Annotated in this window: 16 protein-coding genes, 2 tRNA genes and 3 rRNA genes; 16 read left to right on the top strand and 5 right to left on the bottom strand. The window is 38.9% G+C overall.

The window, feature by feature from the left end; genetic code table 11:
• The first annotated feature begins 210 nt into the window (after positions 1–210).
• From HY04AAS1_RS06760 to HY04AAS1_RS06730, 7 genes are all read left to right on the top strand, one after another.
• Positions 211–1,766 (top strand): 16S ribosomal RNA (locus tag HY04AAS1_RS06760).
• A 52-nt stretch (positions 1,767–1,818) separates the two neighbouring features.
• Positions 1,819–1,893: transfer RNA gene (locus tag HY04AAS1_RS06755), tRNA-Ile, on the top strand.
• A gap of 20 nt (positions 1,894–1,913) precedes the next feature.
• Positions 1,914–1,985, top strand: a tRNA-Ala gene (locus tag HY04AAS1_RS06750).
• 71 nt (positions 1,986–2,056) lie between these two features.
• Positions 2,057–4,983: ribosomal RNA gene (locus tag HY04AAS1_RS06745) — 23S ribosomal RNA — on the top strand.
• A 57-nt stretch (positions 4,984–5,040) separates the two neighbouring features.
• Positions 5,041–5,160 (top strand): 5S ribosomal RNA (gene rrf / locus HY04AAS1_RS06740).
• Together the 16S, 23S and 5S rRNA genes with 2 tRNA genes alongside form the textbook arrangement of a ribosomal RNA operon.
• A gap of 14 nt (positions 5,161–5,174) precedes the next feature.
• Entirely contained in the window at positions 5,175–5,900 is a 726-nt protein-coding gene (locus HY04AAS1_RS06735; RefSeq protein ID WP_012514380.1) for an aminotransferase class IV, read from the top strand.
• Positions 5,876–6,871 (top strand): chorismate-binding protein, encoded by a 996-nt coding sequence (locus tag HY04AAS1_RS06730; protein WP_012514379.1) that lies wholly within the window; start codon positions 5,876–5,878, stop codon positions 6,869–6,871. The genes HY04AAS1_RS06735 and HY04AAS1_RS06730 overlap by 25 nt, the downstream gene beginning before the upstream one ends.
• Before the next feature lies 1 nt (position 6,872).
• Here the strand turns inward: HY04AAS1_RS06730 and HY04AAS1_RS06725 are convergent, their stop codons facing one another.
• The 3 genes from HY04AAS1_RS06725 to HY04AAS1_RS06715 are packed head-to-tail and all read right to left on the bottom strand — an operon-like array spanning position 6,873 to position 9,892.
• Entirely contained in the window at positions 6,873–7,364 is a 492-nt protein-coding gene (locus HY04AAS1_RS06725; RefSeq protein WP_012514378.1) for a metal-binding protein, read from the bottom strand.
• Between the two features lie 6 nt (positions 7,365–7,370).
• Positions 7,371–9,044: a single-stranded-DNA-specific exonuclease RecJ gene (gene recJ, locus HY04AAS1_RS06720; protein WP_012514377.1), complete on the bottom strand. Its 1,674-nt coding sequence runs from the start codon at positions 9,042–9,044 to the stop codon at positions 7,371–7,373.
• Positions 9,041–9,892 (bottom strand): NAD(P)-dependent oxidoreductase, encoded by an 852-nt coding sequence (locus HY04AAS1_RS06715; RefSeq protein ID WP_012514376.1) that lies wholly within the window; start codon positions 9,890–9,892, stop codon positions 9,041–9,043. Before HY04AAS1_RS06715 ends, recJ begins: the two co-directional genes overlap by 4 nt.
• A gap of 59 nt (positions 9,893–9,951) precedes the next feature.
• Between HY04AAS1_RS06715 and dnaX the strand changes: the two genes are divergently transcribed.
• The 8 genes from dnaX to HY04AAS1_RS06675 all read left to right on the top strand — a co-directional run bounded on the left by dnaX (position 9,952) and on the right by HY04AAS1_RS06675 (position 17,857).
• Entirely contained in the window at positions 9,952–11,217 is a 1,266-nt protein-coding gene (gene dnaX / locus HY04AAS1_RS06710; protein ID WP_012514375.1) for a DNA polymerase III subunit gamma/tau, read from the top strand.
• Complete coding sequence (locus HY04AAS1_RS06705; protein ID WP_012514374.1) at positions 11,204–11,437, top strand: hypothetical protein; 234 nt, start codon at positions 11,204–11,206, stop codon at positions 11,435–11,437. Before dnaX ends, HY04AAS1_RS06705 begins: the two co-directional genes overlap by 14 nt.
• On the top strand, positions 11,434–12,753 hold the full coding sequence (locus tag HY04AAS1_RS06700) for a sigma-54 dependent transcriptional regulator (RefSeq protein WP_012514373.1): 1,320 nt from the start codon (positions 11,434–11,436) through the stop codon (positions 12,751–12,753). Before HY04AAS1_RS06705 ends, HY04AAS1_RS06700 begins: the two co-directional genes overlap by 4 nt.
• A complete protein-coding gene (gene rbfA / locus HY04AAS1_RS06695; RefSeq protein ID WP_012514372.1) occupies positions 12,750–13,037 on the top strand; it encodes a 30S ribosome-binding factor RbfA in 288 nt (95 codons plus the stop codon). Before HY04AAS1_RS06700 ends, rbfA begins: the two co-directional genes overlap by 4 nt.
• Positions 13,037–14,167: a geranylgeranyl reductase family protein gene (locus tag HY04AAS1_RS06690; protein ID WP_012514371.1), complete on the top strand. Its 1,131-nt coding sequence runs from the start codon at positions 13,037–13,039 to the stop codon at positions 14,165–14,167. Before rbfA ends, HY04AAS1_RS06690 begins: the two co-directional genes overlap by 1 nt.
• 21 nt (positions 14,168–14,188) lie before the next feature.
• A complete protein-coding gene (locus HY04AAS1_RS06685) occupies positions 14,189–15,610 on the top strand; it encodes a methyl-accepting chemotaxis protein (RefSeq protein WP_012514370.1) in 1,422 nt (473 codons plus the stop codon).
• Between the two features lie 70 nt (positions 15,611–15,680).
• Entirely contained in the window at positions 15,681–16,058 is a 378-nt protein-coding gene (locus tag HY04AAS1_RS06680; protein ID WP_012514369.1) for a hypothetical protein, read from the top strand.
• Positions 16,055–17,857: a vWA domain-containing protein gene (locus HY04AAS1_RS06675; RefSeq protein ID WP_012514368.1), complete on the top strand. Its 1,803-nt coding sequence runs from the start codon at positions 16,055–16,057 to the stop codon at positions 17,855–17,857. The genes HY04AAS1_RS06680 and HY04AAS1_RS06675 overlap by 4 nt, the downstream gene beginning before the upstream one ends.
• 5 nt (positions 17,858–17,862) lie before the next feature.
• Here the strand turns inward: HY04AAS1_RS06675 and HY04AAS1_RS06670 are convergent, their stop codons facing one another.
• Together HY04AAS1_RS06670 and HY04AAS1_RS06665 are read right to left on the bottom strand one after the other, a co-directional pair.
• On the bottom strand, positions 17,863–19,389 hold the full coding sequence (locus HY04AAS1_RS06670; RefSeq protein ID WP_012514367.1) for a transglycosylase SLT domain-containing protein: 1,527 nt from the start codon (positions 19,387–19,389) through the stop codon (positions 17,863–17,865).
• A gap of 3 nt (positions 19,390–19,392) precedes the next feature.
• Entirely contained in the window at positions 19,393–19,929 is a 537-nt protein-coding gene (locus HY04AAS1_RS06665) for a hypothetical protein (protein ID WP_012514366.1), read from the bottom strand.
• 149 nt (positions 19,930–20,078) lie between these two features.
• Here HY04AAS1_RS06665 and HY04AAS1_RS06660 point away from each other — a divergent pair, with 149 nt between their 5' ends.
• The gene (locus HY04AAS1_RS06660) at positions 20,079–21,140 is read left to right on the top strand and encodes a TQO small subunit DoxD (RefSeq protein WP_012514365.1); all 1,062 of its coding nucleotides are present in this window, start codon (positions 20,079–20,081) and stop codon (positions 21,138–21,140) included.
• Positions 21,141–21,170: the final 30 nt, after the last annotated feature.

The following is a 21,170-nucleotide window of genomic DNA, read 5'->3' as shown; positions in this document are numbered from 1 at the left end:
ATTTTTCCTTAGTATGCTATGCTTTTAAGATAACCACCACCCTAACCCACATCATATAACACCCTCTTGACAAAAAGAAAAAATTTCTGTATACTTAATATTCTCAATTGGTTGATAGCTTCAAAACATTGGCTATCAGCAAGCGTACTTCAATAGCTGAATAAGAGGATAGCGTAGCAACACATTAACATCAAAAGTCATGGATAAAATTCTTTGAAGAGTTTGATCCTGGCTCAGCGCGAACGCTGGCGGCATGCCTAACACATGCAAGTCGTACGGAGAGTGGGGCAACTCACTTTCAGTGGCAAACGGGTGAGTAACGCGTGAATAACCTGCCTTTGAGAAGGGGATAACTGTCCGAAAGGATAGCTAATACCCTATATAGCCTTTTGTCACTAAGGCAAAAGGTGAAAGCGAGGCTGTCAAAGGCTTCGGCTCAAAGAGGGGTTCGCGTCCTATCAGGTAGTTGGTGGGGTAATGGCCTACCAAGCCAATGACGGGTAGCTGGTCTTAGAGGATGATCAGCCACAGTGGGACTGAGACACGGCCCGCACCCCTACGGGGGGCAGCAGTGGGGAATCGTGGGCAATGGACGAAAGTCTGACCCCGCAATGCCGCGTGAGGGAAGAAGCCCTTCGGGGTGTAAACCTCTGTCAGATGGGAAGATGGGACTAGGGGCTAATACCTCCTGGTCTTGACGGTACCATCAGAGGAAGGGACGGCTAACTACGTGCCAGCAGCCGCGGTAATACGTAGGTCCCGAGCGTTGCGCGATGTTACTGGGCGTAAAGCGTCCGTAGCTGGTTTCGTAAGCAGATTGTCAAAACCCGAAGCTCAACTTCGGCAAGGCATTCCGAACTGCGTTACTTGAGTCCTGTTCAGGTAGGCGGAATTCCCGGTGTAGCGGTGAAATGCGTAGATATCGGGAGGAACACCAGTGGCGAAGGCGGCCTACTGGGACGGTACTGACGGTCATGGACGAAAGCTGGGGGAGCAAACCGGATTAGATACCCGGGTAGTCCCAGCCGTAAACGATGGATGTTAGGTGTAGTGATAACTTCGCTGCACCCCAGCTAACGCGTTAAACATCCCGCCTGGGGAGTACGGGCGCAAGCCTGAAACTCAAAGGAATTGGCGGGGGCCCGCACAACCGGTGGAGCGTCTGGTTTAATTCGATGCTAACCGAAAAACCTTACCAGGGTTTGAAATGGTAGGAAAGGCTGTCGAAAGATAGCCGTGTTTCCCTTTTGGGAGAAATCCTACCACAGGTGGTGCATGGCCGTCGTCAGCTCGTGTTGTGAGATGTTGGGTTAAGTCCCGCAACGAGCGCAACCCTTGTCCTTATTTGCTTCCTCGTATGAGGTGCTCTATAAGGAGACTGCCGGCGACAAGCCGGAGGAAGGAGGGGACGACGTCAGGTCAGTATGCCCTTTATGCTCTGGGCTACACAGGCGCTACAGTGGCAAGGACAATGAGTAGCAAGAGTGTAAGCTCAAGCTAATCTCACAAACCTTGTCGTGGTGCGAATTGAAGGTTGAAACTCACCTTCATGAAGCCGGAATCGGTAGTAATGGCGTATCAGCTATGTCGCCGTGAATACGTTCCCGGGCCTTGCACACACCGCCCGTCACGCCACGGAAGCTGGTGTTTTCGGAAGTCCTCAAGCTAACCCGCAAGGGAGGCAGAGGCCGATGAAAACATCGGTAACTGGGGCGAAGTCGTAACAAGGTAGCCGTAGGGGAACCTGCGGCTGGATCACCTCCTTTTTTAACGGATAACACTTGCTACGCTATCCTCTCATTGAGCTATTAACCCTTAGGGCCTCTAGCTCAGTTTGGTTAGAGCGTACCCCTGATAAGGGTAAGGTCACTGGTTCAAATCCAGTGAGGCCCATTATCAGGGATGCGTATTAAGGGGATGTAGCTCAGCGGGAGAGCGCCTGCTTTGCAAGCAGGATGTCGTGGGTTCAAATCCCACCATCTCCATGTATAAAACGTGGAGAAGCTCATACTTTATAAGTTGAATAGGTTTGAGAGAAGAAGTAATTAAAGTGGGTATGCAAGTTAGTAAGGGTCCTTGGTGGATGCCTTGGCAGCTAGAGTGGATGAAGGACGTGGTAAGCTGCGATAAGCCGGGTGGAGGTGCAAACAGCCTTTGAGGCCCGGATCTCCGAATGGGGCAACCCGCTATGGATAATACCATAGCACCCGAAAGGGGCACACACGGGACGAAGTAAAACCTTCTAGTAGTCCCAGGAAAGGAAATCGAATGAGACTCCCTCAGTAGCGGCGAGCGAACGGGGATCAGCCTAAACCTACAAAGTGCCATGGTGGCAGCCTTAGCTTTGTAGGGGTCGTGAGGCGAATCTTCAAGACCCTGCCAGGTCTTGCGGAAGTTACAAAACTTTATGCTAGCAAAAGCGCTTGGAACAGTGCGCCATAGAAGGTGAAAGCCCTGTATGCGAAAGCATAAAGTCTTCCGGATGCGTCCTCGAGTACTACCGCCCCCGCGGAAGGTGGTAGGAATCTGGGGAGACCACTCTCCAAGGCTAAGTACTACTAGCTGACCGATAGCGCATAGTACCGCGAGGGAAAGGCGAAAAGAACCCCGGAAGGGGAGTGAAATAGAGCCTGAAACCAAGGATCTACAATCCAGTGGAAGAGGCTTTTGCCTCGACTGCGTGCCTTTTGCAAAATGAGCCAGGGAGTTGTCCTAAGCTGCAAGGTTAAGTCGCAAGACGAAGCCGAAGGGAAACCGAGTCCGAATAGGGCGTTAAGTAGCTTGGGGCAGACGCGAAGCGGAACGATCTACCCATGCCCAAGGTGAAGGACAGGTAATACTGTCTGGAGGCCTGAACCAGTCGGTGCTGCAAAACCGTTGGATGAGGTGTGGGTAGCGGTGAAAAGCCAATCGCGTTCCGGGATAGCTCGTTCTCTCCGAAATAGGTCGACGCCTAGCGTCATGGTAGCTTCTCTCAGGTAGAGCCACTGGAAGGGCTAGGGCCTCGAAAGGGGTACCGAACCCTACCAAACTCCGAATGGGGAGAAAGCGGTCCATGGCAGTCAGTACCCGGGGGATAAGCTCCAGGTACGAGAGGGAAAGAACCCAGACCGTCAGCTAAGGTCCCTAAACTGAGCTAAGTGGGGAAGGATGTGAAATCCCTAAAACAGCCAGGAGGTTGGCTTAGAGGCAGCCATCCTTTAAAGAGTGCGTAACAGCTCACTGGCCTATTGGGGTTTCGCGCCGAAAATTTAGCGGGGCTAAGCTCAGTACCGAAGCTACGGACAGCATCAAGCTGTGGTAGGAGAGCGTTCCCTGTTGGCTGAAGTCAAAGCCGTAAGGCATGATGGACGACAGGGAAGTGAGGATCCTGGCATGAGTAGTAGCGAAGATAGATGAGAAATCTATCCGCCGGAAGCCCAAGGTTTTGGCGTCAATGTAAATCATACGCCAGTTAGCCGGTACCTAAGGTGAGGCCGATGAGGCGTAGCCGATGGAAAACGGGTCAACATTCCCGTGCCAGCTAAGTGGAGGTTAAGTCATGACGTAGGAAGCTAAAGGCAGCCTGCTATGGAATGCAGGTTCAAGGTAGTAGGAGGAAGGGATAGGCAAATCCGTCTCTTCATACTCCGAGAGCTGATGAAGTAATTGCCTTGACGCTACACTACCGAGAAACAATGGCGTAACCTTTGAAGCTTAGCTGACCGTACTGGAAACCGACACAGGTGGGCTGGGTTAGTAGCCTAAGGCGTCGGGGGAACTCTCCTCAAGGAACTCGGCAAATTAACCCCGTACCTTCGGAAGAAGGGGTGCCCATGGAGGTTGTAGTTTTTCAGCGAAGGCCTCCGTGGGTCGCAGAGACCAGGTGGTGCCGACTGTTTACCAAAAACACAGGACTACGCAAACTCGAAAGAGGACGTATGTGGTCTGAAACCTGGCCAGTGCTCGTAGGTTAAGAGGCGGGGTGCAAGCCCCAAATCGAAGCCCGGGTAAACGCCGGCCGTAACTATGACGGTCCTAAGGTAGCGAAATTCCTTGTCGGGTAAGTTCCGACCTGCATGAATGGTCCAACGAGTGCCACGCTGTCTCGAGGAGAGACCCGATGAAATTGTGATGCCGGTCAAGACACCGGCTACCCACGGCAGGACGGAAAGACCCCGTGAAGCTTCACTGTAACCTGACATTGGACTTTGACCTATCCTGCGCAGGATAGGTGGGAGGCTAGGAAACCCCTCTTTCGGGAGGGGTGGAGCCGCCGGTGAGATACCACCCTGGATAGGTTAGAGTTCTAACCTTAGCAAGTGAGCCTTGCAAGGGACAGTGTCAGGCGGGCAGTTTAGCTGGGGCGGCTGCCTCCCAAAGAGTAACGGAGGCGTCCAAAGGTACCCTCAGGCGAGTCGGAAATTCGCCATCGAGTACAAAGGCATAAGGGTGCCTGACTGTGAGACAGACATGTCGAGCAGACGCGAAAGCGGGGCTTAGTGACCCACATGCATTCCGAGTGGAAGGGCATGTGATCAGCGGATAAAAGCTACTCCGGGGATAACAGGCTAATTTCGCCCGAGAGCCCCTATCGACGGCGAAGTTTGGTACCTCGATGTCGGCTCCCCCCATCCTGGAGCTGAAGCAGGTTCCAAGGGTTGGGCTGTTCGCCCATTAAAGGGGGACGCGAGCTGGGTTCAGAACGTCGCGAGACAGTTCGGTCCCTATCCGCCGTGGGCGCAGGAGTTTTGAGAGGGCCTGTCCTTAGTACGAGAGGACCGGGACAGGGAAGGCTCTGGTGTATGGGTTATCACTCCAGTGGTAGCGCCCAGTAGCTATCCTTCTACGGAATAAGCGCTGAAAGCATCTAAGCGCGAAGTCCACCTCAAGATAAGAACTCCCTGAAGAGCCGTGGAAGATGACCACGTTGATAGGCCCTGTAGTGGAAGCCAAGCAATTGGTGGGGCTAAAGGGTACTAATAGCTCGTTCGACTTGCATACCCACTAACTTCTTCTTTCTCAAACCTATTGAGCTTATAAAATTAAAAATCAAGATTCTCCGCGGGCAATAGCGAAGGGGAAACACCCGGTATCCATTCCGAACCCGGCAGTTAAGCCCTTCTGCGCCGATGATACTGTGCTGGGCAAACGGCACGGGAAAGTAGGTCGCCCTCGGGGGGGTTATATTTACTATGGACAACAACATCCAATACTCTCAAGGGCTTTTTGAGACTTTTATATACAACGGCTATACACCCTTTTTAGAAAGACATCTAAAACGATTAAACAACTCATCAAAAGAACTATTTGACATAGAACTTGATCTAAACAATATAAAAACTACATTAAACCAATATCCCAAAAACACAGTTTTAAAGATTTTAATAGCCTACGATGAAACTAAGATTTTCTACGAAAAGCCAAAAACTTACAAAGTTTATATCAAAAACCGTGAAAAAGGACCTATTCCATCTGTAGTAAACCTAACAATCTCACCCTATAAAAGACATAGTAAAGATATAACCATATACCACAAAACCACAAACTACCTTCTAAACACACTAGCAAAAAGAAAAGCCCAAGAGATGGGATTTTTTGACGGGATATTTTTAAATGAAAACGATGATATCCAAGAGTGCTCAAGCTCAAATATACTATTTGAAAAAGATGGCAAATACTACAGCCCTTATATTCAAAGCGGTATTTTGTTTGGTATAACCCTTCAAACGCTAAAAGACCATCTAAATATAGAGTTTTTACCAATAAAAGCAAAAGACCTAAAAGAGTTTGAAAAAGCTTTTATACTAAACTCTGTAATCGGTGTAAAATCCATAAAAAGCATAGATCATATAAACTACAAAATAGACCAAGATTTGGAGTATTATTTAAATTCATGGATAGAAAAAGAAAACTCATAATAGCCTCTGGCTTTTTAAATAAGCACAATAAATTACTCTACAAAGCAAATATAAAAGATATATTATATTTAGATAGTTTAGATCAGTTTAAAGAAGATAAATATATACACTTTCTAATAATACCCTTTTCAAAAGCCAAGATAATAGATATAAAGATATCTTCTTTTGTAAGACTTAGAGCCATTTATACAACATCTCGTTTTAAACTTCTTGATATGACACCAAAACAAGACTATATAAATATGCTACTAAAAGCCAAAAAACACATAGAAAATGGTGATATATACCAAATAAACTTAGCTATGAAGTTTGACTTTGGGCTTTTATCAAAAGAAGAAGCATTGTTTTGGCATTTTTTCAGATATCAGCCGGTGGATTTTGGATTTTTCTTTAAAGATAAAGATTTTTATATAATAAGTGGGTCTATGGAGCTTTTCATAAAAAAAGAAAAAGATGTCATAATATCAAAACCTATAAAGGGCACTTCAAAACGAAAATGTGAACTTATTAAAAGCCAAAAAGACATATCTGAAAATCTTATGATAACAGATGTTATGAGAAACGATTTTAACAAAATATCAAACAATGTCAGCTGTAAAAAACTTTTTGCCATATCAAAACACAAAACCCTTTATCATATGTTTTCTGAAGTATTTGGCAAAACCAAGGAAAAGCCTATAAATATAATAAATCAATGCCTGCCAGTGGCTTCTATAAGCGGTGCTCCAAAGAAAATGGCCACATATCTTATAAAAACATTAGAGCCTCTTGATAGAGGGTATTATTGTGGTGTAGCTTTGCTTTTAAAAGGTAAAAATATGGTTTCAAGTGTTTTGATAAGGACTATAGTAGGAAATGCAAAATATTTTTCTTATTATGCTGGTTCTGGTATTACCTACGATTCAAACGAAGAGAGAGAATACGCTGAAAATCTTTTGAAATCAAAATTTTTTAAACTTAAAAGCCTTTAAATCATTTTATAAACTTTTTTAGAAAAGAAAACACAAAATCCCAAAAGATATGCACTATATCAGATACCACTGCACCCATTACAAACCAAAATATATCTTCTTCTTTTATCCTATATTTTATATGTTGAAAAAAAGTATCTGAGCTTTTAATAAAAGTATGAGAATAATTCGAAAAGCTCATAATACCCACTATAACAAAGTATAAAAACACCACCAAGATTAAAACATATAAGAGCCTAGAGAGTGTACCCACTATAGGAAAGTGCGACAAGCCCCTATGCTTAAAAACAATACGGTATGGATGCCAAAACCACTTTAATATTTTCCATCTTTTTGAGGGTTTTGAATGATGAAGGTCTATATCTGGAGATAGCAAAACAGTAGAAATCACATAAGCACTTCCAAAATATAAAAAATACTCGTGAGGCACACCGTAAAGGAAGATAGGAAGCGTCGCTAAGTTTAAAAAATCGTGGGTATTACCAGAAGCCATCAGATATCAACAAAATACCACATCTATCATGTTTATTCCATAAGAATCTATGTTGTATATGGCTTTTAAACGTTGACCAGGTCTTAGTTTTACAAAAAGCTCCTCTTCAAAACAGCTTAGCTCTACCTCTTTATCTTTGTCTAAGGTTTTCACCCTTACGCCTACGCCTTTGCTTGATATAGAAGATACGGTGATATCTTGAGATATAAAAATCGGTTCTGGGTTTAGTTCACCATATGGAGATAGCTTCTCTATTATTTCTCCAATACGTTTATCAACGCTTCTTAGGGGAAGTTCCATATCCACCTCTAAAACCCTATCCACTTCAAAGGATTCTCTCTTTAATAAATCGTTTATCTTTTGTCTAAAAGCATCAAAATATTCTTTTTTAATGGTAACCCCAGCTGCTCCAGCATGACCTCCCCATTTATCAAACATATAGCTTAAATTTGATAAAAGCTTATGAACATCAAGACCTTCCACAGATCTTATAGAGCCAACCGCGTGAGTGTTGTTGATGTGAAATATACCTGTTGGTTTTTTAAGCTTGTTAGAAAGTCTTCCAGCCACAATTCCAAGAACCCCATGATGCCACGTTTGTTTTCCAAGTATCACAAAATCATCGTTGGACTGAGAGGCAAGGCTATAAGCCTCTTTAAACATCTCGTTTGATATTCTTCTTCTATCTTGGTTTATCTTGTTTAAGTCTTCAGCTAAGATTCTAGCTTTCTCATAGTTTTTTTCCGCCAAAAGCTTCAAAGCTATTTGAGGTTTTCTTATGCGACCTGCGGCGTTTATTCTTGGGGCTATTGAAAATCCTATATCTTTGGCGGTGATTATCTTTTGATTTCCGTTTTGGGTTTTTGATATGTAGTTTATAAGGGCTTTCATACCAGCTTTTCCAAAATCTGTAGCCATATCCCAAGGCATATCTTTTATCTTGTTTATAAGCTCAAGACCTTTAGATATGAGGACTCTGTTTAATGAATTTATCGGCATCACATCTGCTACAGTACCTACTGCCACCAAATCAAGATATTTTTTTATATCAAAATCTACACCCAAAGCCCTTCTTAAAGCCCCCACCATATAAAAGGAAAGCCCAGCTGTGCATAGGCCTTTTAGTTTGTTGTCTTTTTCTAAGTTTGGATTTACCAATATAGCCTCAGGCAAATGTTCTCCATGATTTATCATATGATGGTCTAAAATGATAAAATCCATATTGTATTTTTCTTTTGCATATTTTGTCTCATGAACGGCTGTGGTACCGTTGTCTAATGTAAGCACTAAGTTAGAATACTTTGAGAATAAATCTATAATCTCCTTTGAAAGCCCGTAGCCGGAGTTTCTGTTTGGAAGCACCGGTACTACGTTGGCACCTATTTGCTTTAAAAAATCGTACATGATGGTAGTAGAAGTAACCCCGTCCACATCGTAATCTCCGTAAAGCAGTATCCTTTCTTTAGATTTTATGGCTTTTACAAGTCTATCTACGGCTTGGTTTATGTTTGGTAAAAGCTCAAAACTTGGTATATTTTTCAACTTTACATCCAAATCTTCAATATTTATATTTCTAAGGCCAAGAAGCGTATTAAAAACTAAGCTATATAAATCCGCCGAATCATCTAAACTCTGTATTTGACTTTTAACAACAACATGCCTACCTAAAGCACTTATCATAAACTCTTCTTATAGAGATTATATATAGCTGAAAAATCAAGGTCTTCCATGTTTGATTTTATAGCAAGCCCATAAGTCTCTTTAATAGCTCCTAAGCTAAAAGAGAAAAGCCCAAAATCTTTAAGAAGGTCTTGCACATAATGAAGGTCTTTGTATATGGCTTTTACAGAAAACTGAGGAGAAAAATCCTCTTGTAAAAGCTTTTGTTTTTTAACGTTTAATATGTTAGAGTTTCCAGCTCCAAGCTCTAAAAACTTCAAAATCATCTCTTTGGAAAGGCCAACGCTTTCTCCAATGCCAATGGCTTGGGCTATAGCGTCCATAAAAGCTCCAAGTACTATGTTGTTTATTAGTTTTCCGTAAGTGCCATTTGGTACTGGTCCAAGATACATTCTTTCTTTTGTAAAAAGCTTTAAAACCTCTTCAACGCTTTTAAATACATCCTCATCGCCCCCTACGAGCATAATAAGCTCGCCCTTCGTAGCAGGTATCACAGAACCAAGCACAGGTGCATCAAGATACTTAGCCCCAAGCCCTTTTAATGTCTCATAAGCTTCTTTTACATAGGCGTAGTGGTTTGTGGCGGTATCTACGATAGTCTTATCTTTTAAATTTCCCTTTACAAGACCGTTTTCTCCAAAGATAACCTCTCTTGAAGCAAAAGAGTCAAAAACGTTTATAAAAACAATATCCACCTCTTCTAAAAGATTGTATGGATAATCTACCGCTTTAAAGTCTTTTACCTTTGATTTTGTCCTGTTGTAAACTATCACCTCCACACCTAAAGAAGCCATTCTTCTTACAATAGCTGAACCAAGATTTCCAAAGCCTATAAAACCTACCTTCATACCAATAGTGTATCAATATTTTTATATTTTTTCAAGCAAAATAATTTAAAATATATAGGATGAGTTATATACCTTTTGCTAGAAAGTACAGACCAAAAACGTTTAAAGAGCTAATAGGTCAAGAGATACCAGCTACCATATTAAAAAACGCATTTTTATACCAAAAAATACATCACGCTTATATATTTGCAGGACACAAAGGAACAGGTAAAACCACCACCGCAAGGATATTTGCAAAAGTCTTAAACTGCCTAAATCCCCAAGAAGGAGAACCTTGCAACGCTTGTCCAAACTGCCAAGCTATAGAAAAAGGTACATTTGTAGACCTTATAGAGATGGATGCCGCTTCCAACAGAGGCATAGATGAAATAAGAGCCGTAAGAGAAGGGGCAAGCTATCTACCGATGCAAGGCAAATATAAAGTTTATATCATAGATGAAGCTCATATGCTTACAAAAGAAGCTTTTAATGCACTTTTAAAAACCATAGAAGAACCACCACCTTCTTTGATATTTATCCTTTGTACCACAGAGTTTGACAAGATACTTCCCACCATTCAATCAAGATGTCAAAAGCTTGTGTTTTCAAGAGCTTCAAAAGAAAACATAAAAACATACCTAAGACGAATAGCCAACCAAGAAAACATCGAAATAGACGAAGAGGCTTTGGATGTTTTATCAGATTTAGCAGATGATTCTATGAGAGATGCCGCTAGTCTTTTAGATCAAGCTAGCACATACGGCAACAACAAAGTAACCATAGACATAGTAAAATCTATGTTTGGACCGGTGGATAAAGCATCTATAAGAAAGTTTTTGGAGCTTTTAATAGAATCAGACACAAAAGAAGCTATAAATATGTTAAATACCATAAACGAAAAAGGCTACAACGTAAGGCTTTTCTGGGAAGGAGTTTACAAAGAGATAAAAAACATACTAAAAGCTTTTGCCATCGGAGAAGCCGAAGAAGAGTTTTACAAAAAAATGTTAGAAAAACCCTTAGAAGTATTTTTATACCTTGAAGATATCATAAATCAAGGTTTTAGCGCCATGTATCAAAAAGATCCAATCCTTGCTCTTGAGATAACAGTCTTAAAAGCTTCTTTGATAAAAGATTTTGTGCCCATTTCAGAGCTTTTAAAAGAAAGTTTAGATTTGCCCACAAAATCCGCTGAAAAAAAAACACCAAATGAACCTACTGAGGATATAAAAGCTGAAAACTCTAAGGATCAAGAGTATCCAGAAGAAGTAGAGAAAATTTTAGAAGTCTTTAAACCGGCAAAGATACTTCACTATGAAAAGAAAATAAACCATGATAAAAAGTGATATGAAAGTGGTGATACATCTTTCAAAAGAAGGGGAGCTTCTTATATTAGATGCCATCATAACAGGGGCACCAAATAGGCTTGGTCTTACAAGGACAAGACCCTATGATAAAAAGACCCTTGAAATACTAACTACAGGGTATCAAATTAATGATTTGATGGAGTTTTTAGAAACGTTAAAACCTTATTTTAGTATAGAATCTATAGAGATAGAGCAATGAAGGTGCTTATAATAGACGACGAGGCTTCCATAAGAGAGTCTATATCAAATATACTAAGCGATGAAAATATAAGCTCAAAAACCGCAAAGTCTTTGGAAGAGGCAAAAAAGATCCTTACAAAAGAGTATTTTCCGGTGATACTTCTTGATATATGGCTTGAAGATGGCTCTGGTATAGATTTTATAGATACCATAAAAGAGCTATCTCCAAATTCTTCTATAGTTATGATAACAGGTCATGGTGGTATAGAGCTTGCAGTTCAGTCTATAAAAAAAGGGGCTTTTGATTTTTTAGAAAAACCTCTTTCTATAGAAAAGCTTTTAAACGTTATAGAAAAAGCCCACAAAGAACACATAAAAAACAAACTCACCAACATAGAACATAGTGATGACATCATAGGAGAATCTATTGCTATAAAAAAATTAAAAGAAGAGGTAAAAAAGGTGGCAAAATCAAATGCAAACATCGTAATATTTGGAGAAAATGGCACCGGTAAAGAGCTTGTGGCAAAAAACATCCACAAACTATCTTATAGAAAAGACAAACCCTTTGTGGATATAAACTGTGCTGCAATACCAGATGAGCTTATAGAATCTGAGCTTTTTGGATACGAAAAGGGAGCTTTTACTGGGGCAGTGTCAAGAAAAGCCGGAAAACTTGAGATAGCAAATGAAGGGACGATATTTTTAGATGAAATAGGGGATATGAGTCTAAAAGCCCAGGCAAAACTCTTAAGGGCTATAGAAACCAAAAGCTTTCACCGGCTTGGGGGGCTTCAAAAAATAGATGTGGATGTAAGGTTTATATGCGCTTCCAACAAAGACTTAAAAACACTTATAGAACAAGGGCTTTTTAGAGAAGACCTTTATTATAGGCTCGCAGTTATAACACTAGAAGTACCGCCTTTAAGAGAAAGAGGACAGGATATAATAATCTTAGCAGAATATTTCTTAGACAAGTTTTGCCAAGAGAACAAAACAAAACCAAAAAAATTAACAGAAGAGGCAAAAGAAGTCCTTTTAGAATACCACTGGCCAGGAAACGTAAGAGAGCTAAAAAATCTAATGGAAAGACTAAGCATAATAGTAGAAAAAGATACGATAGACGCTGATTCTCTTGAGATAAAAGTCAAAAACAAAGAGTCTCAGGATTTTAAAAGCGCAAAACAAGAATTTGAAAAGCAGTTTATACTAAAAAAGCTTGCCCAGCACAACTACAATATAAAACAAACCGCCCAGGCTATAGGTATGGATTTTACAAACTTATACCGTAAGATAAAAGCTTACAACATCAAAATAGAAGAGGATTCCAAATGAACAAACAAAAAGACATGCTAAAAAGAACCATAGAAAAAGAAGTGGCAAATATCCTAATAAAGGATATAGAGAATATGCCCGGTTTTGTAACGGTAAACGGTGTACTCTTAAGCGAAGATGGTAAAAATGTGTTGATATCTATAAGCGTTTTAGAAAAAGACAAAGAAGAGGCCGTACTAAAAAGACTTCAAAGCGCAAAAGAGTATATAAGACATCTTTTGACCAAAAAAATAAAAACCAAATCTATGCCAAAAATCGATTTTGTAATATCTAAGGAAGATTGATGGAGCGATACGACGTTATAGTTATAGGAGGTGGTCCTGCTGGAGCTGGTGCATCTTACGAGCTTGCGGATGCTGGCGCAAAAGTCTTAGTAATTGAAAAAGCCAAATACCCAAGACCAAAGCTATGCGCTGGTTGCATATCAAAAAGATCTGTAGATTTGTTTCCGGCTTTTAATATAAAAAACAGCATAAAAGGAGGGATACTGGGCTTCAAAGGCCAAGAGTTTGTAGAAAAAGTTTCCGATGAATGCGCTGTTATAGTAGATAGAGAAGAGTTTGATCATTTTTTGATTTCAAAAGCCCAAGAAAAAGGAGCCCATCTTTTAGAAGAGATCACTGCAAAAGATATAGAGCTAACACCCACCGTAAGAAAAGTCATCACCGACAAAGGTGTATTTGAAGCCGATTATGTGATAGGGGCAGATGGTTATCATTCTATCACAAGAAAATCTATAGCCTGCAAAAGTGCATCAAGAAAGTTTTTTATAGCTATGGAGGTAAAAGTCCCAAAAGATATGTTTAAAGATTTTAAAGAAGATGAGGTTTTGATAGATATAGGCGTTGTAAAAAAAGGCTACGGATGGTATTTCCCCCAAGGGGAGTTTGTAAATATAGGTATAGCCACCGCTGAAAAAGAAGATCTTTTAAATATCTTTAAAGCTTATACAAAGAACCATAAGCTATTTCCTATTGATATATCAAAATATCGCATAAAATCTTGGTTTATACCTTTTATCTCAAAAGCCCAAGAGTTAAGACTTGGAAGAGATAGGGTATTTTTAACAGGAGACGCTGGGGCTATAGTAGACCCATTGCTAGGAGAGGGTATAAGATACGCATACTTAAGTGGGAGCCTTTGCGCAAGAGCCATAAAACTTGCCAAAAAAGACGCCCATTCTTTGTATGAAAGGTTTGTAAAAAATACCATTTTGGAAGATCTCGTTTACGCTGGTAAAATCGCTTCCATAGTTTACAACATCCAAGAGTTATCTTTTAAACTATCTCAAGACAAAGCCCTTTATATGTTTTTTGAGCTTTTAAAAGGAGAGAAAACCTACAAAGATTTATACAGATGGGGTTGGAAAGAGCTTGTAAAAAATATACCTAAGATACTGAGCGAAATGATATAATATAAAGTATAGGAGGAGTATATGAGAAAAGAAAATGTAATTATAGTTAGCGTAGTATTGTTGTTCTTAAGCGCCTTGGCGGGGATATTTGTAAAAAACATGGCTGTTGATTTAGCCCTTATAATTTTAGACATAGCTTGCTTTGGTATAGTTGCATGGAATAGTTTGAGTAAAGAGGCTAAAGAAGAGGTAGAAACAGGCAAAACGCTAGAATGTCAAGATGATAAAATAAAATCAGATTTTAAAACTATAATGCCAGATATAGCCACAGAAGTTTACGACTGCTCAAAGATAGAAATAGCCTCGTTAGAGGCAACGCACACAGCCAATATGCTGAAAGAGTCTATATTGGCTATATCAAATGCAGAAGAAGAATTTAGCGCTACCATGAAAGACATAGCAAACTCCATACTTGATACAAAAAAGATTCAAGACAAACTAAGTGAGCGCATAGAAGAAAAAACAAAGCACGTTGAATCTTCAAAAGAACTTGTAGAAAACTCTAAGCTTGTGTACAAAGAGGTTAGCAAATCTATATCTCAGTTAAGCGAAAAATCAAAAGGTATAGAGTCTATCGTATCCACAATACTATCCATCACAGAACAGATAAATTTACTCGCTCTAAATGCAGCTATAGAAGCAGCTCGTGCTGGTGAAGTGGGAAGGGGTTTTGCTGTGGTGGCCGATGAAGTAAAAAAACTTGCAGAAAGAACATCAAGAAGCGCCCAAGAGATATCGGCTACTTTGACAGATATGCTAAAAGCCACAAACAATGCATCGGAGAAGGTCGGCAATATGAACATCGTTATAAAAAACATGGAATCTTTTTACGAGGAGATAAACTCATACTTTACAGAGATAAAACAAAGCGCAAAAGAAGTGACAGAGCTTTTAGATAGACAAACTGCAGCAGTAGAAGAGCAATCTCAAGCCATACATCAAATATCAGAAAACGTAGTAAACTTTAGAAAAGGTTTTGAAGATTTTATGAATATAATAAATGATATTACAGATTACACAAAGGAATTATTTAAAGACTCAGTGGAAACTTGGAATACCGTATACGAAATTGAAGACAAGGATTTGTTTGTAGAAACCATAAAAAAAGTAGTAGACCACGCAAACTATATGCACAATCTATTTTTAGTATTAACCGGAAAGTCTGATTGGAAACCAGCAGACCATACCCAGTGTGCCCTTGGCAAATGGTATTACGCTCAGAACAAAGAAGAGATAAAAGCAAAGTATGGAGAAAAAGCCTACGAAGCTTTTGTGAAAATAGAGGAGTTTCATAAAGAGTTTCATGATAAAGGAAAAACAGCTTACGATTATTATATAAACAAAGACCTAGAAAATGCTTTAAAGCAAAGCTACGAGCTTGCATCGCTATCTGAAAACACTATAAAAGCAATAGTGGAATTTGCCAACAGCTTAAAAACTTAAAACATTAAAACTTGATTTTTCCGTAGAAATAGATTATCTTATATAAACTATCTTAAATTGGAGTGTGTCTATGAAGGACTCTTGTTCTATGCTGGTCTCTTGTTTGGAATTGTTTTTTGACGAACTAAAGTCCAGCCCTTTTGATAAATCGCTTTTAGACCTAAAGATGGACTTTGCCAAAAACATAAACATAATAATAATGAGTGCAAAATCAAACGGAAATTTGGAATATGTCCTGTGTCAAAATATAGATGGTTTTAGAGAGTACCTTCTTTTAAACATGCCAAACCTAAAGGATAACTGCCAACGTTTTAAGCTTTTAAAAGCATTGGAAGAGGTACTTGACAAGTATATGAGCTCAAAAGATGTCAAAGATAAAAGCTCTATATCAAATTTGGCGGAGGTGGTGTTTACATTGCTACAGCAAACAAAACCCTGCAAAAAATGAATAGATTTGACCAGCTTGATGCCATATTAGAAAGAGAGTACGATTTAGAGGTAAAACATTCTCAAGAAGGTTGGGGCTGTGGATACGATCCAAAATATGTATCCATGGTGGATATGTGGGCAAAGGGGGAGATAGAAGATATACCTCAAATTATAAGAATACCGGCGGGTGTTGTTTACAACGCTTCAGAGTTTTTAAGGGTTTCTCAAGAGCAAGCTATGTCTGATATTGGACATGAGATAAGATATATAATTAGCACAAACCTATTTAACTTTAGAAACGGCCAAAGGGAGGTTTTTAGAGCAGGGTATGATCCCACATCGTTTGTATGTCTTTATGCTGTTTTTGAAAATATAAGGCTTGATAAAGAGGTTGGTTTTGGGGCTTTTGAAAAAAAAAGATTCAACGAAAGATTAAACCGTATAAAGCCAAAGTATCCACACCATCTATACCTTGCTTATATTTATAAAAGCTTTTACCAAGAGCAATTTGATATACCAAACGATATAAAAAAACATGCAAACGATACAAGGCATAGCTTTTACGAGGCTTTAAAAGACATATCAGAAGCTTACAACATCCTGATGGAATCCGTATGGCCAAGATATAGGCAACTGGTGGAGCTATCCCAAGATATAAGGCTTATAGAACTCATATTAAAAGAGCTTGATAAACACTCTGGTAGAATCACCACAGATATAGTAGGGAAATTAAACACAGAGCAGATAAGCTTTTTTGAAAGTCTAAAAAAAGCAAACCTCATAGACAAAGCCATCATAGATAAATCAAAGACTATACTAAAACAAATACCAGATTGGATGGTGGCCTACGCAAGACAAATAGTAAGGATGGAGATGATAGAGCAAGATGCCCTATTCTTTAGAGAGTTTCTACCAAAAGTCCTTGAAGCGGAGATAGAGCACAGGGGATTTTTAAGTTTTATCATAAAACCCTGGGAAGAGAGCATGGCCTCAGGGAGTTCTTCAAAATCTGGGAGATCCGATTCTAAAAACAACGACGGCAATGGATCTTCTTCTCTTGGAAAAGATCAAAGCAAAGCTTACAACGAAATAAGAAACTCTGTAATAGTGGTATCTGAGATTTTAAAAAGAAATATATCAAAACTATTTCCCACAGAGGATAGTTTATTTGAAGGAAAATACCACACCGGAAAGCATATAAACACCACTGCTTTGGCCACTGAGATAGCATCAAAAAGCGGTCGTATTTTCCAAAGAAGGATAGCCGGAAACGAAATACCGGTGTTTTTTTCGTTTTTACTAGACATATCTTCAAGCATGAGAAAAGAAGATAAGCTTATAAACGCCATTAAAAGCCTAATACTTATAAGCGAGGTTTTAAGCGATTTAAAACTTGATTTTTCTATAAGCCTTTTCAACGAAGAATATTTTATATTAAAAGATTACAAAACCCATTATAAGCAAGTCATAGCTGACATATTAAACATATCACCTCAAAAAAGCACAAACTTAGGCCTTGCCATTGAAGAAGAAAGAAGGCATATAGATGACTTCCAAAGAAAAACCCACAAAAGGGGCGTATTTGTACTGTTTTCAGACGGAGAACCCACAAAAGGTATGAAAAAAGAAGAGCTAAGCTCCTACGTAAATTTAATAAAACTAGAAATACCTATAGTAGCTATAAGCGTAGGAAAAGCTGGAGAATCTATAAAGGAGATTTTTGGTAAGAATACGCTTATAGTAAACTCTATAAACAGTTTGCCGATGGCCTTTGGAAGAATCGTACAGCAACAGCTAAATAAGTTTATGAAAAGATAATATGTTTATCTATCAAAAGCGTATTTGTAATGCCAATAAAAGTTTAATACGTTTTTTACATAGTGTCTATTTATGGTGTTTGGTATGTGCTCTACAAACAAAAGCCAATCGTCAAAATCTTTATACCTCGATACGTTTCCAGGTCCTGCGTTGTAAGATGCTATGGCTTTTACAAGGTTTTTGTGCCAAAGGTTGTAAACGAAATAAAAGTAATAGCTTCCATAAAGTATAGAGTATTTTGGGTTTTTCATATCATCTACAAAAGGAAGATTAAACCTTTTTGCCACAAACATACCTGTGGTATCCTTTACTTGCATAAGCCCAACGGTGGTGGGTTTTTTATCTGGAAAAGCCCAATAAGTTCTCGCTATGGGGTTGTAAAAACTTTCCATCCTTATAATAGAAAGCACCAAACTTGGGCTCATGGTATCTTTTGGTATATATCTCAAAAATACTATAGGATAAGCATTCCAATAGCCTTTTTTTATCATGTAAAACTTCGGATTTATATGAAAAATTTCACACATCTGTTTTTCGTTAAAATGTTTATTTTTGTAATAGCTGTAAAGGTAGCTGTTAAACCCATAATCCATAATACGTTTAAATTCCAACACCCCCTTGTCTGGCTTATAAGAAGAACATCTTAAAAATTTTGCGTATATAGGTTTATGAAGTTTTAATTTTGCCAAAGTCCCGTAAAAACTATCATATCTTGAAGCTTTTTCTAAATATTTTTTGTTTTTAGTGCTTTTATAAAGCCAATAATAAGATGCTCCAGTTTTATCATAATAAGAGGCTCTTTTAAAAGCCCTAGAAGCGTTTTGATAATCTCCAAGCTCAAAATAAGATATCCCTTCATAAAAATACTTATAAAAACCATCTGGTACATAAATAGCATAGTTTATAAGAGCTCTTGGTTTATCTTTAAAAAACAAATATCTATAAACATAGTTTGCATAGAAATCCCTTAGGCGTTGATACTTAGGATAAGCCTCTAACGTTGATAGCTCTTCGCTTGCTTTGGCAAAATCGTCTATAAAAAGATAATGATAAAATTTAGCTACAATAGCTGGTTTTGAACTGCTGTTTTGGGATATAAGATAGGCAAGATAATAACACCCTCCTTTTAAAGCGTTTTTTATAGCAAGCTCATTTTCCATAAGCTCTTTGGTTTTATCCTGAAAAAAGCAAGGTTTTTTATACATAACAGTCTTATCTATTCTTGCTAAAAGCCTATAATACTGATATACAAAACCTCTTGTAAGACGATGAGTATCTACTTGATCAAGTATACGTTGAAGGTTATTAGAATCTTTTGAAAGGTAAGCATATACCACCAGTGCATCGCTTTTTGTAATAGGATCGTTGTAAGATATCACTTTTTTCACAAGAGCTTTAGCTTTAGATGGGTGGTCTTTTTTAACAAGTTTTAGGGCTTTTGAGAAAAGATTAAGCTCTTTATCAAAATCATAAGAAAAGCCAAAATTTACAAAGGATAAGAACGTTAAAAAAACCAATAAAAATTTGCGCATTTATCAAGGGTGTTTTATCTCGTATATCCTTACAAAAGCATAAACAAGATCGTCCACGCTCTTTACTTCTACCTCATCCTTTGACCTTCTATCCTTTGGAAGTTTTTTATAACCTATATAAATAAGCACAAGACCTATTATAGACACTACAAGGCTTACGAGAGCCCAGGCAGCATGATTTACGGGCCTACTAAAAGTCCCGATGGTAAAAGTCCAAAAAGACACCGCCACAGATATCACGATGCCACCCATAGCAAGCCAGAAAAAATCTTTTATGGGTATATGTTTAGGTTTTGCCATCAGTATGAGATCTTTATTTCTAAAGAGTATATCTTCAAGCTCTTCTATGCTTATCTTATCAGCATCGGTTATACCTATATCTTTTGCTATATATACGATGGCTTCCCTATAATCGGAGGTTTTAGGTTTTACTAAAAGCGCCAAAACCAAGTTCCTAAAATTCTCTAAAGAGACATTCTCCCCTTTCTTTCTTCCTAACCACGATTTCAATACAGCCTTATCTCTTTCCAATGTATCCATACAAATATTTTAACTCATATTTTTGAAAAAAATATAAAATATAAAACTTTATGAAAAATTTTAGCTTATAATATCATAAACAAATATTATGGTTTTTTATACAGCGTTATTTATATTTATACATAACTTAAGATAGGAGGTGTAAGCTCATGGAAAGTGTCAGCGGTTATTCATCTAAAAGTGTTTCAAGTAGTAACATAGATATATTACAGCTACTTGCGTTTGTAGTTTTACCAGTAAGACTGGTATACGCCTGGATGTATATATCTGCACCATTGAGAAGGGTGGTTTTAGCCAGCGGAAAGCTGGATCCAAATTCACCTTTGTGGGTAGGGCATAAATTCAATTCCTTTTTGCCTCACGCATCAAATATACTATGGCTTCATGATTTTGTTAGATACTTGGTGCTTCATCCAGATCTTTTGGCTAGTTTTCTATGGGTATTTACTATAATAGAATTTCTTACTGGTTTAGGCATAGCTCTTGGGCTTTTATCAAGACTTAGCGCTATTGGTGGGACGCTTTTACCCCTTGGAATGCTCTTAGGAGCAGGTTGGCAAGGTGCCACATGCCTTGATGAATGGCAAATAGGCTCTACGGGTGTTGCAATGGGACTGACGTTATTTTTTGCCGGAAGCGGTGTTTTAAGCGTGGACTGTCTTTTGATGAACAAATATCCAAAACTTAAAGAGAGCGGATGGTTTAAATGGCTTGGTAGTGGCACACTTTTTGACAGCCCTGCCTTTAACAAAATGGCTATAGTTGGTGCTCTTTTTGCTTTATTTGTCACGATGGGGACAAATCAATACTTCCAAGGCGGTGTATGGGGTAAGCTTCACAACTTTGGCAAAGTCCTTGATGTAAAAGTATACGATGCGCATATACAAAATGGAGATCTCGTTTTTGAAGCCTATAGAATAAGTGGAAGCTCTGCTGCTATGGCTTGGATACCAAAGATAGATCTTATCAAAGATGGTAAAGTAGTTTATACCTGGGATCAAAAAGCGATAACATCTTTACCACCTTCAAGTGTAAAAAATATATACATAAACAAAGCTAAGATAAATCAATACGCTCTTGGTATGAGATTAGGTGCTAAGGCGATAATCACCTTACCGCTTCCACAAAATCTAAATTTAACACATGGTCAATATACTCTTGTATTACATGAAATAGGTGGTCAAAAGTTCAGCACAACATTTACCTACTAAGCTATTAAAATAAATGCCCCCTTTGCGGGG

The organism is Hydrogenobaculum sp. Y04AAS1, from assembly GCF_000020785.1.
In the GTDB taxonomy this organism is placed as follows: Bacteria; Aquificota; Aquificia; order Aquificales; family Aquificaceae; genus Hydrogenobaculum.
The sequence above is the reverse complement of the archived record's forward strand: the minus strand, read 5'-3'. Positions and strand labels throughout refer to the sequence as shown.

Excerpts from the sequence above, each read along its gene's own strand:
- HY04AAS1_RS06675 (WP_012514368.1), top strand. The coding sequence starts at position 16,055 with ATGAATAGATTTGACCAGCTTGATGCCATATTAGAAAGAGAGTACGAT.
- dnaX (WP_012514375.1), top strand. The coding sequence starts at position 9,952 with ATGAGTTATATACCTTTTGCTAGAAAGTACAGACCAAAAACGTTTAAA.
- HY04AAS1_RS06670 (WP_012514367.1), bottom strand. The coding sequence starts at position 19,389 with ATGCGCAAATTTTTATTGGTTTTTTTAACGTTCTTATCCTTTGTAAAT.
- HY04AAS1_RS06665 (WP_012514366.1), bottom strand. The coding sequence starts at position 19,929 with ATGGATACATTGGAAAGAGATAAGGCTGTATTGAAATCGTGGTTAGGA.
- HY04AAS1_RS06700 (WP_012514373.1), top strand. The coding sequence starts at position 11,434 with ATGAAGGTGCTTATAATAGACGACGAGGCTTCCATAAGAGAGTCTATA.
- HY04AAS1_RS06685 (WP_012514370.1), top strand. The coding sequence starts at position 14,189 with ATGAGAAAAGAAAATGTAATTATAGTTAGCGTAGTATTGTTGTTCTTA.
- recJ (WP_012514377.1), bottom strand. The coding sequence starts at position 9,044 with ATGATAAGTGCTTTAGGTAGGCATGTTGTTGTTAAAAGTCAAATACAG.
- HY04AAS1_RS06705 (WP_012514374.1), top strand. The coding sequence starts at position 11,204 with ATGATAAAAAGTGATATGAAAGTGGTGATACATCTTTCAAAAGAAGGG.
- HY04AAS1_RS06735 (WP_012514380.1), top strand. The coding sequence starts at position 5,175 with ATGGACAACAACATCCAATACTCTCAAGGGCTTTTTGAGACTTTTATA.
- rbfA (WP_012514372.1), top strand. The coding sequence starts at position 12,750 with ATGAACAAACAAAAAGACATGCTAAAAAGAACCATAGAAAAAGAAGTG.
- HY04AAS1_RS06730 (WP_012514379.1), top strand. The coding sequence starts at position 5,876 with ATGGATAGAAAAAGAAAACTCATAATAGCCTCTGGCTTTTTAAATAAG.
- HY04AAS1_RS06660 (WP_012514365.1), top strand. The coding sequence starts at position 20,079 with ATGGAAAGTGTCAGCGGTTATTCATCTAAAAGTGTTTCAAGTAGTAAC.
- HY04AAS1_RS06715 (WP_012514376.1), bottom strand. The coding sequence starts at position 9,892 with ATGAAGGTAGGTTTTATAGGCTTTGGAAATCTTGGTTCAGCTATTGTA.
- HY04AAS1_RS06690 (WP_012514371.1), top strand. The coding sequence starts at position 13,037 with ATGGAGCGATACGACGTTATAGTTATAGGAGGTGGTCCTGCTGGAGCT.
- HY04AAS1_RS06680 (WP_012514369.1), top strand. The coding sequence starts at position 15,681 with ATGAAGGACTCTTGTTCTATGCTGGTCTCTTGTTTGGAATTGTTTTTT.
- HY04AAS1_RS06725 (WP_012514378.1), bottom strand. The coding sequence starts at position 7,364 with ATGGCTTCTGGTAATACCCACGATTTTTTAAACTTAGCGACGCTTCCT.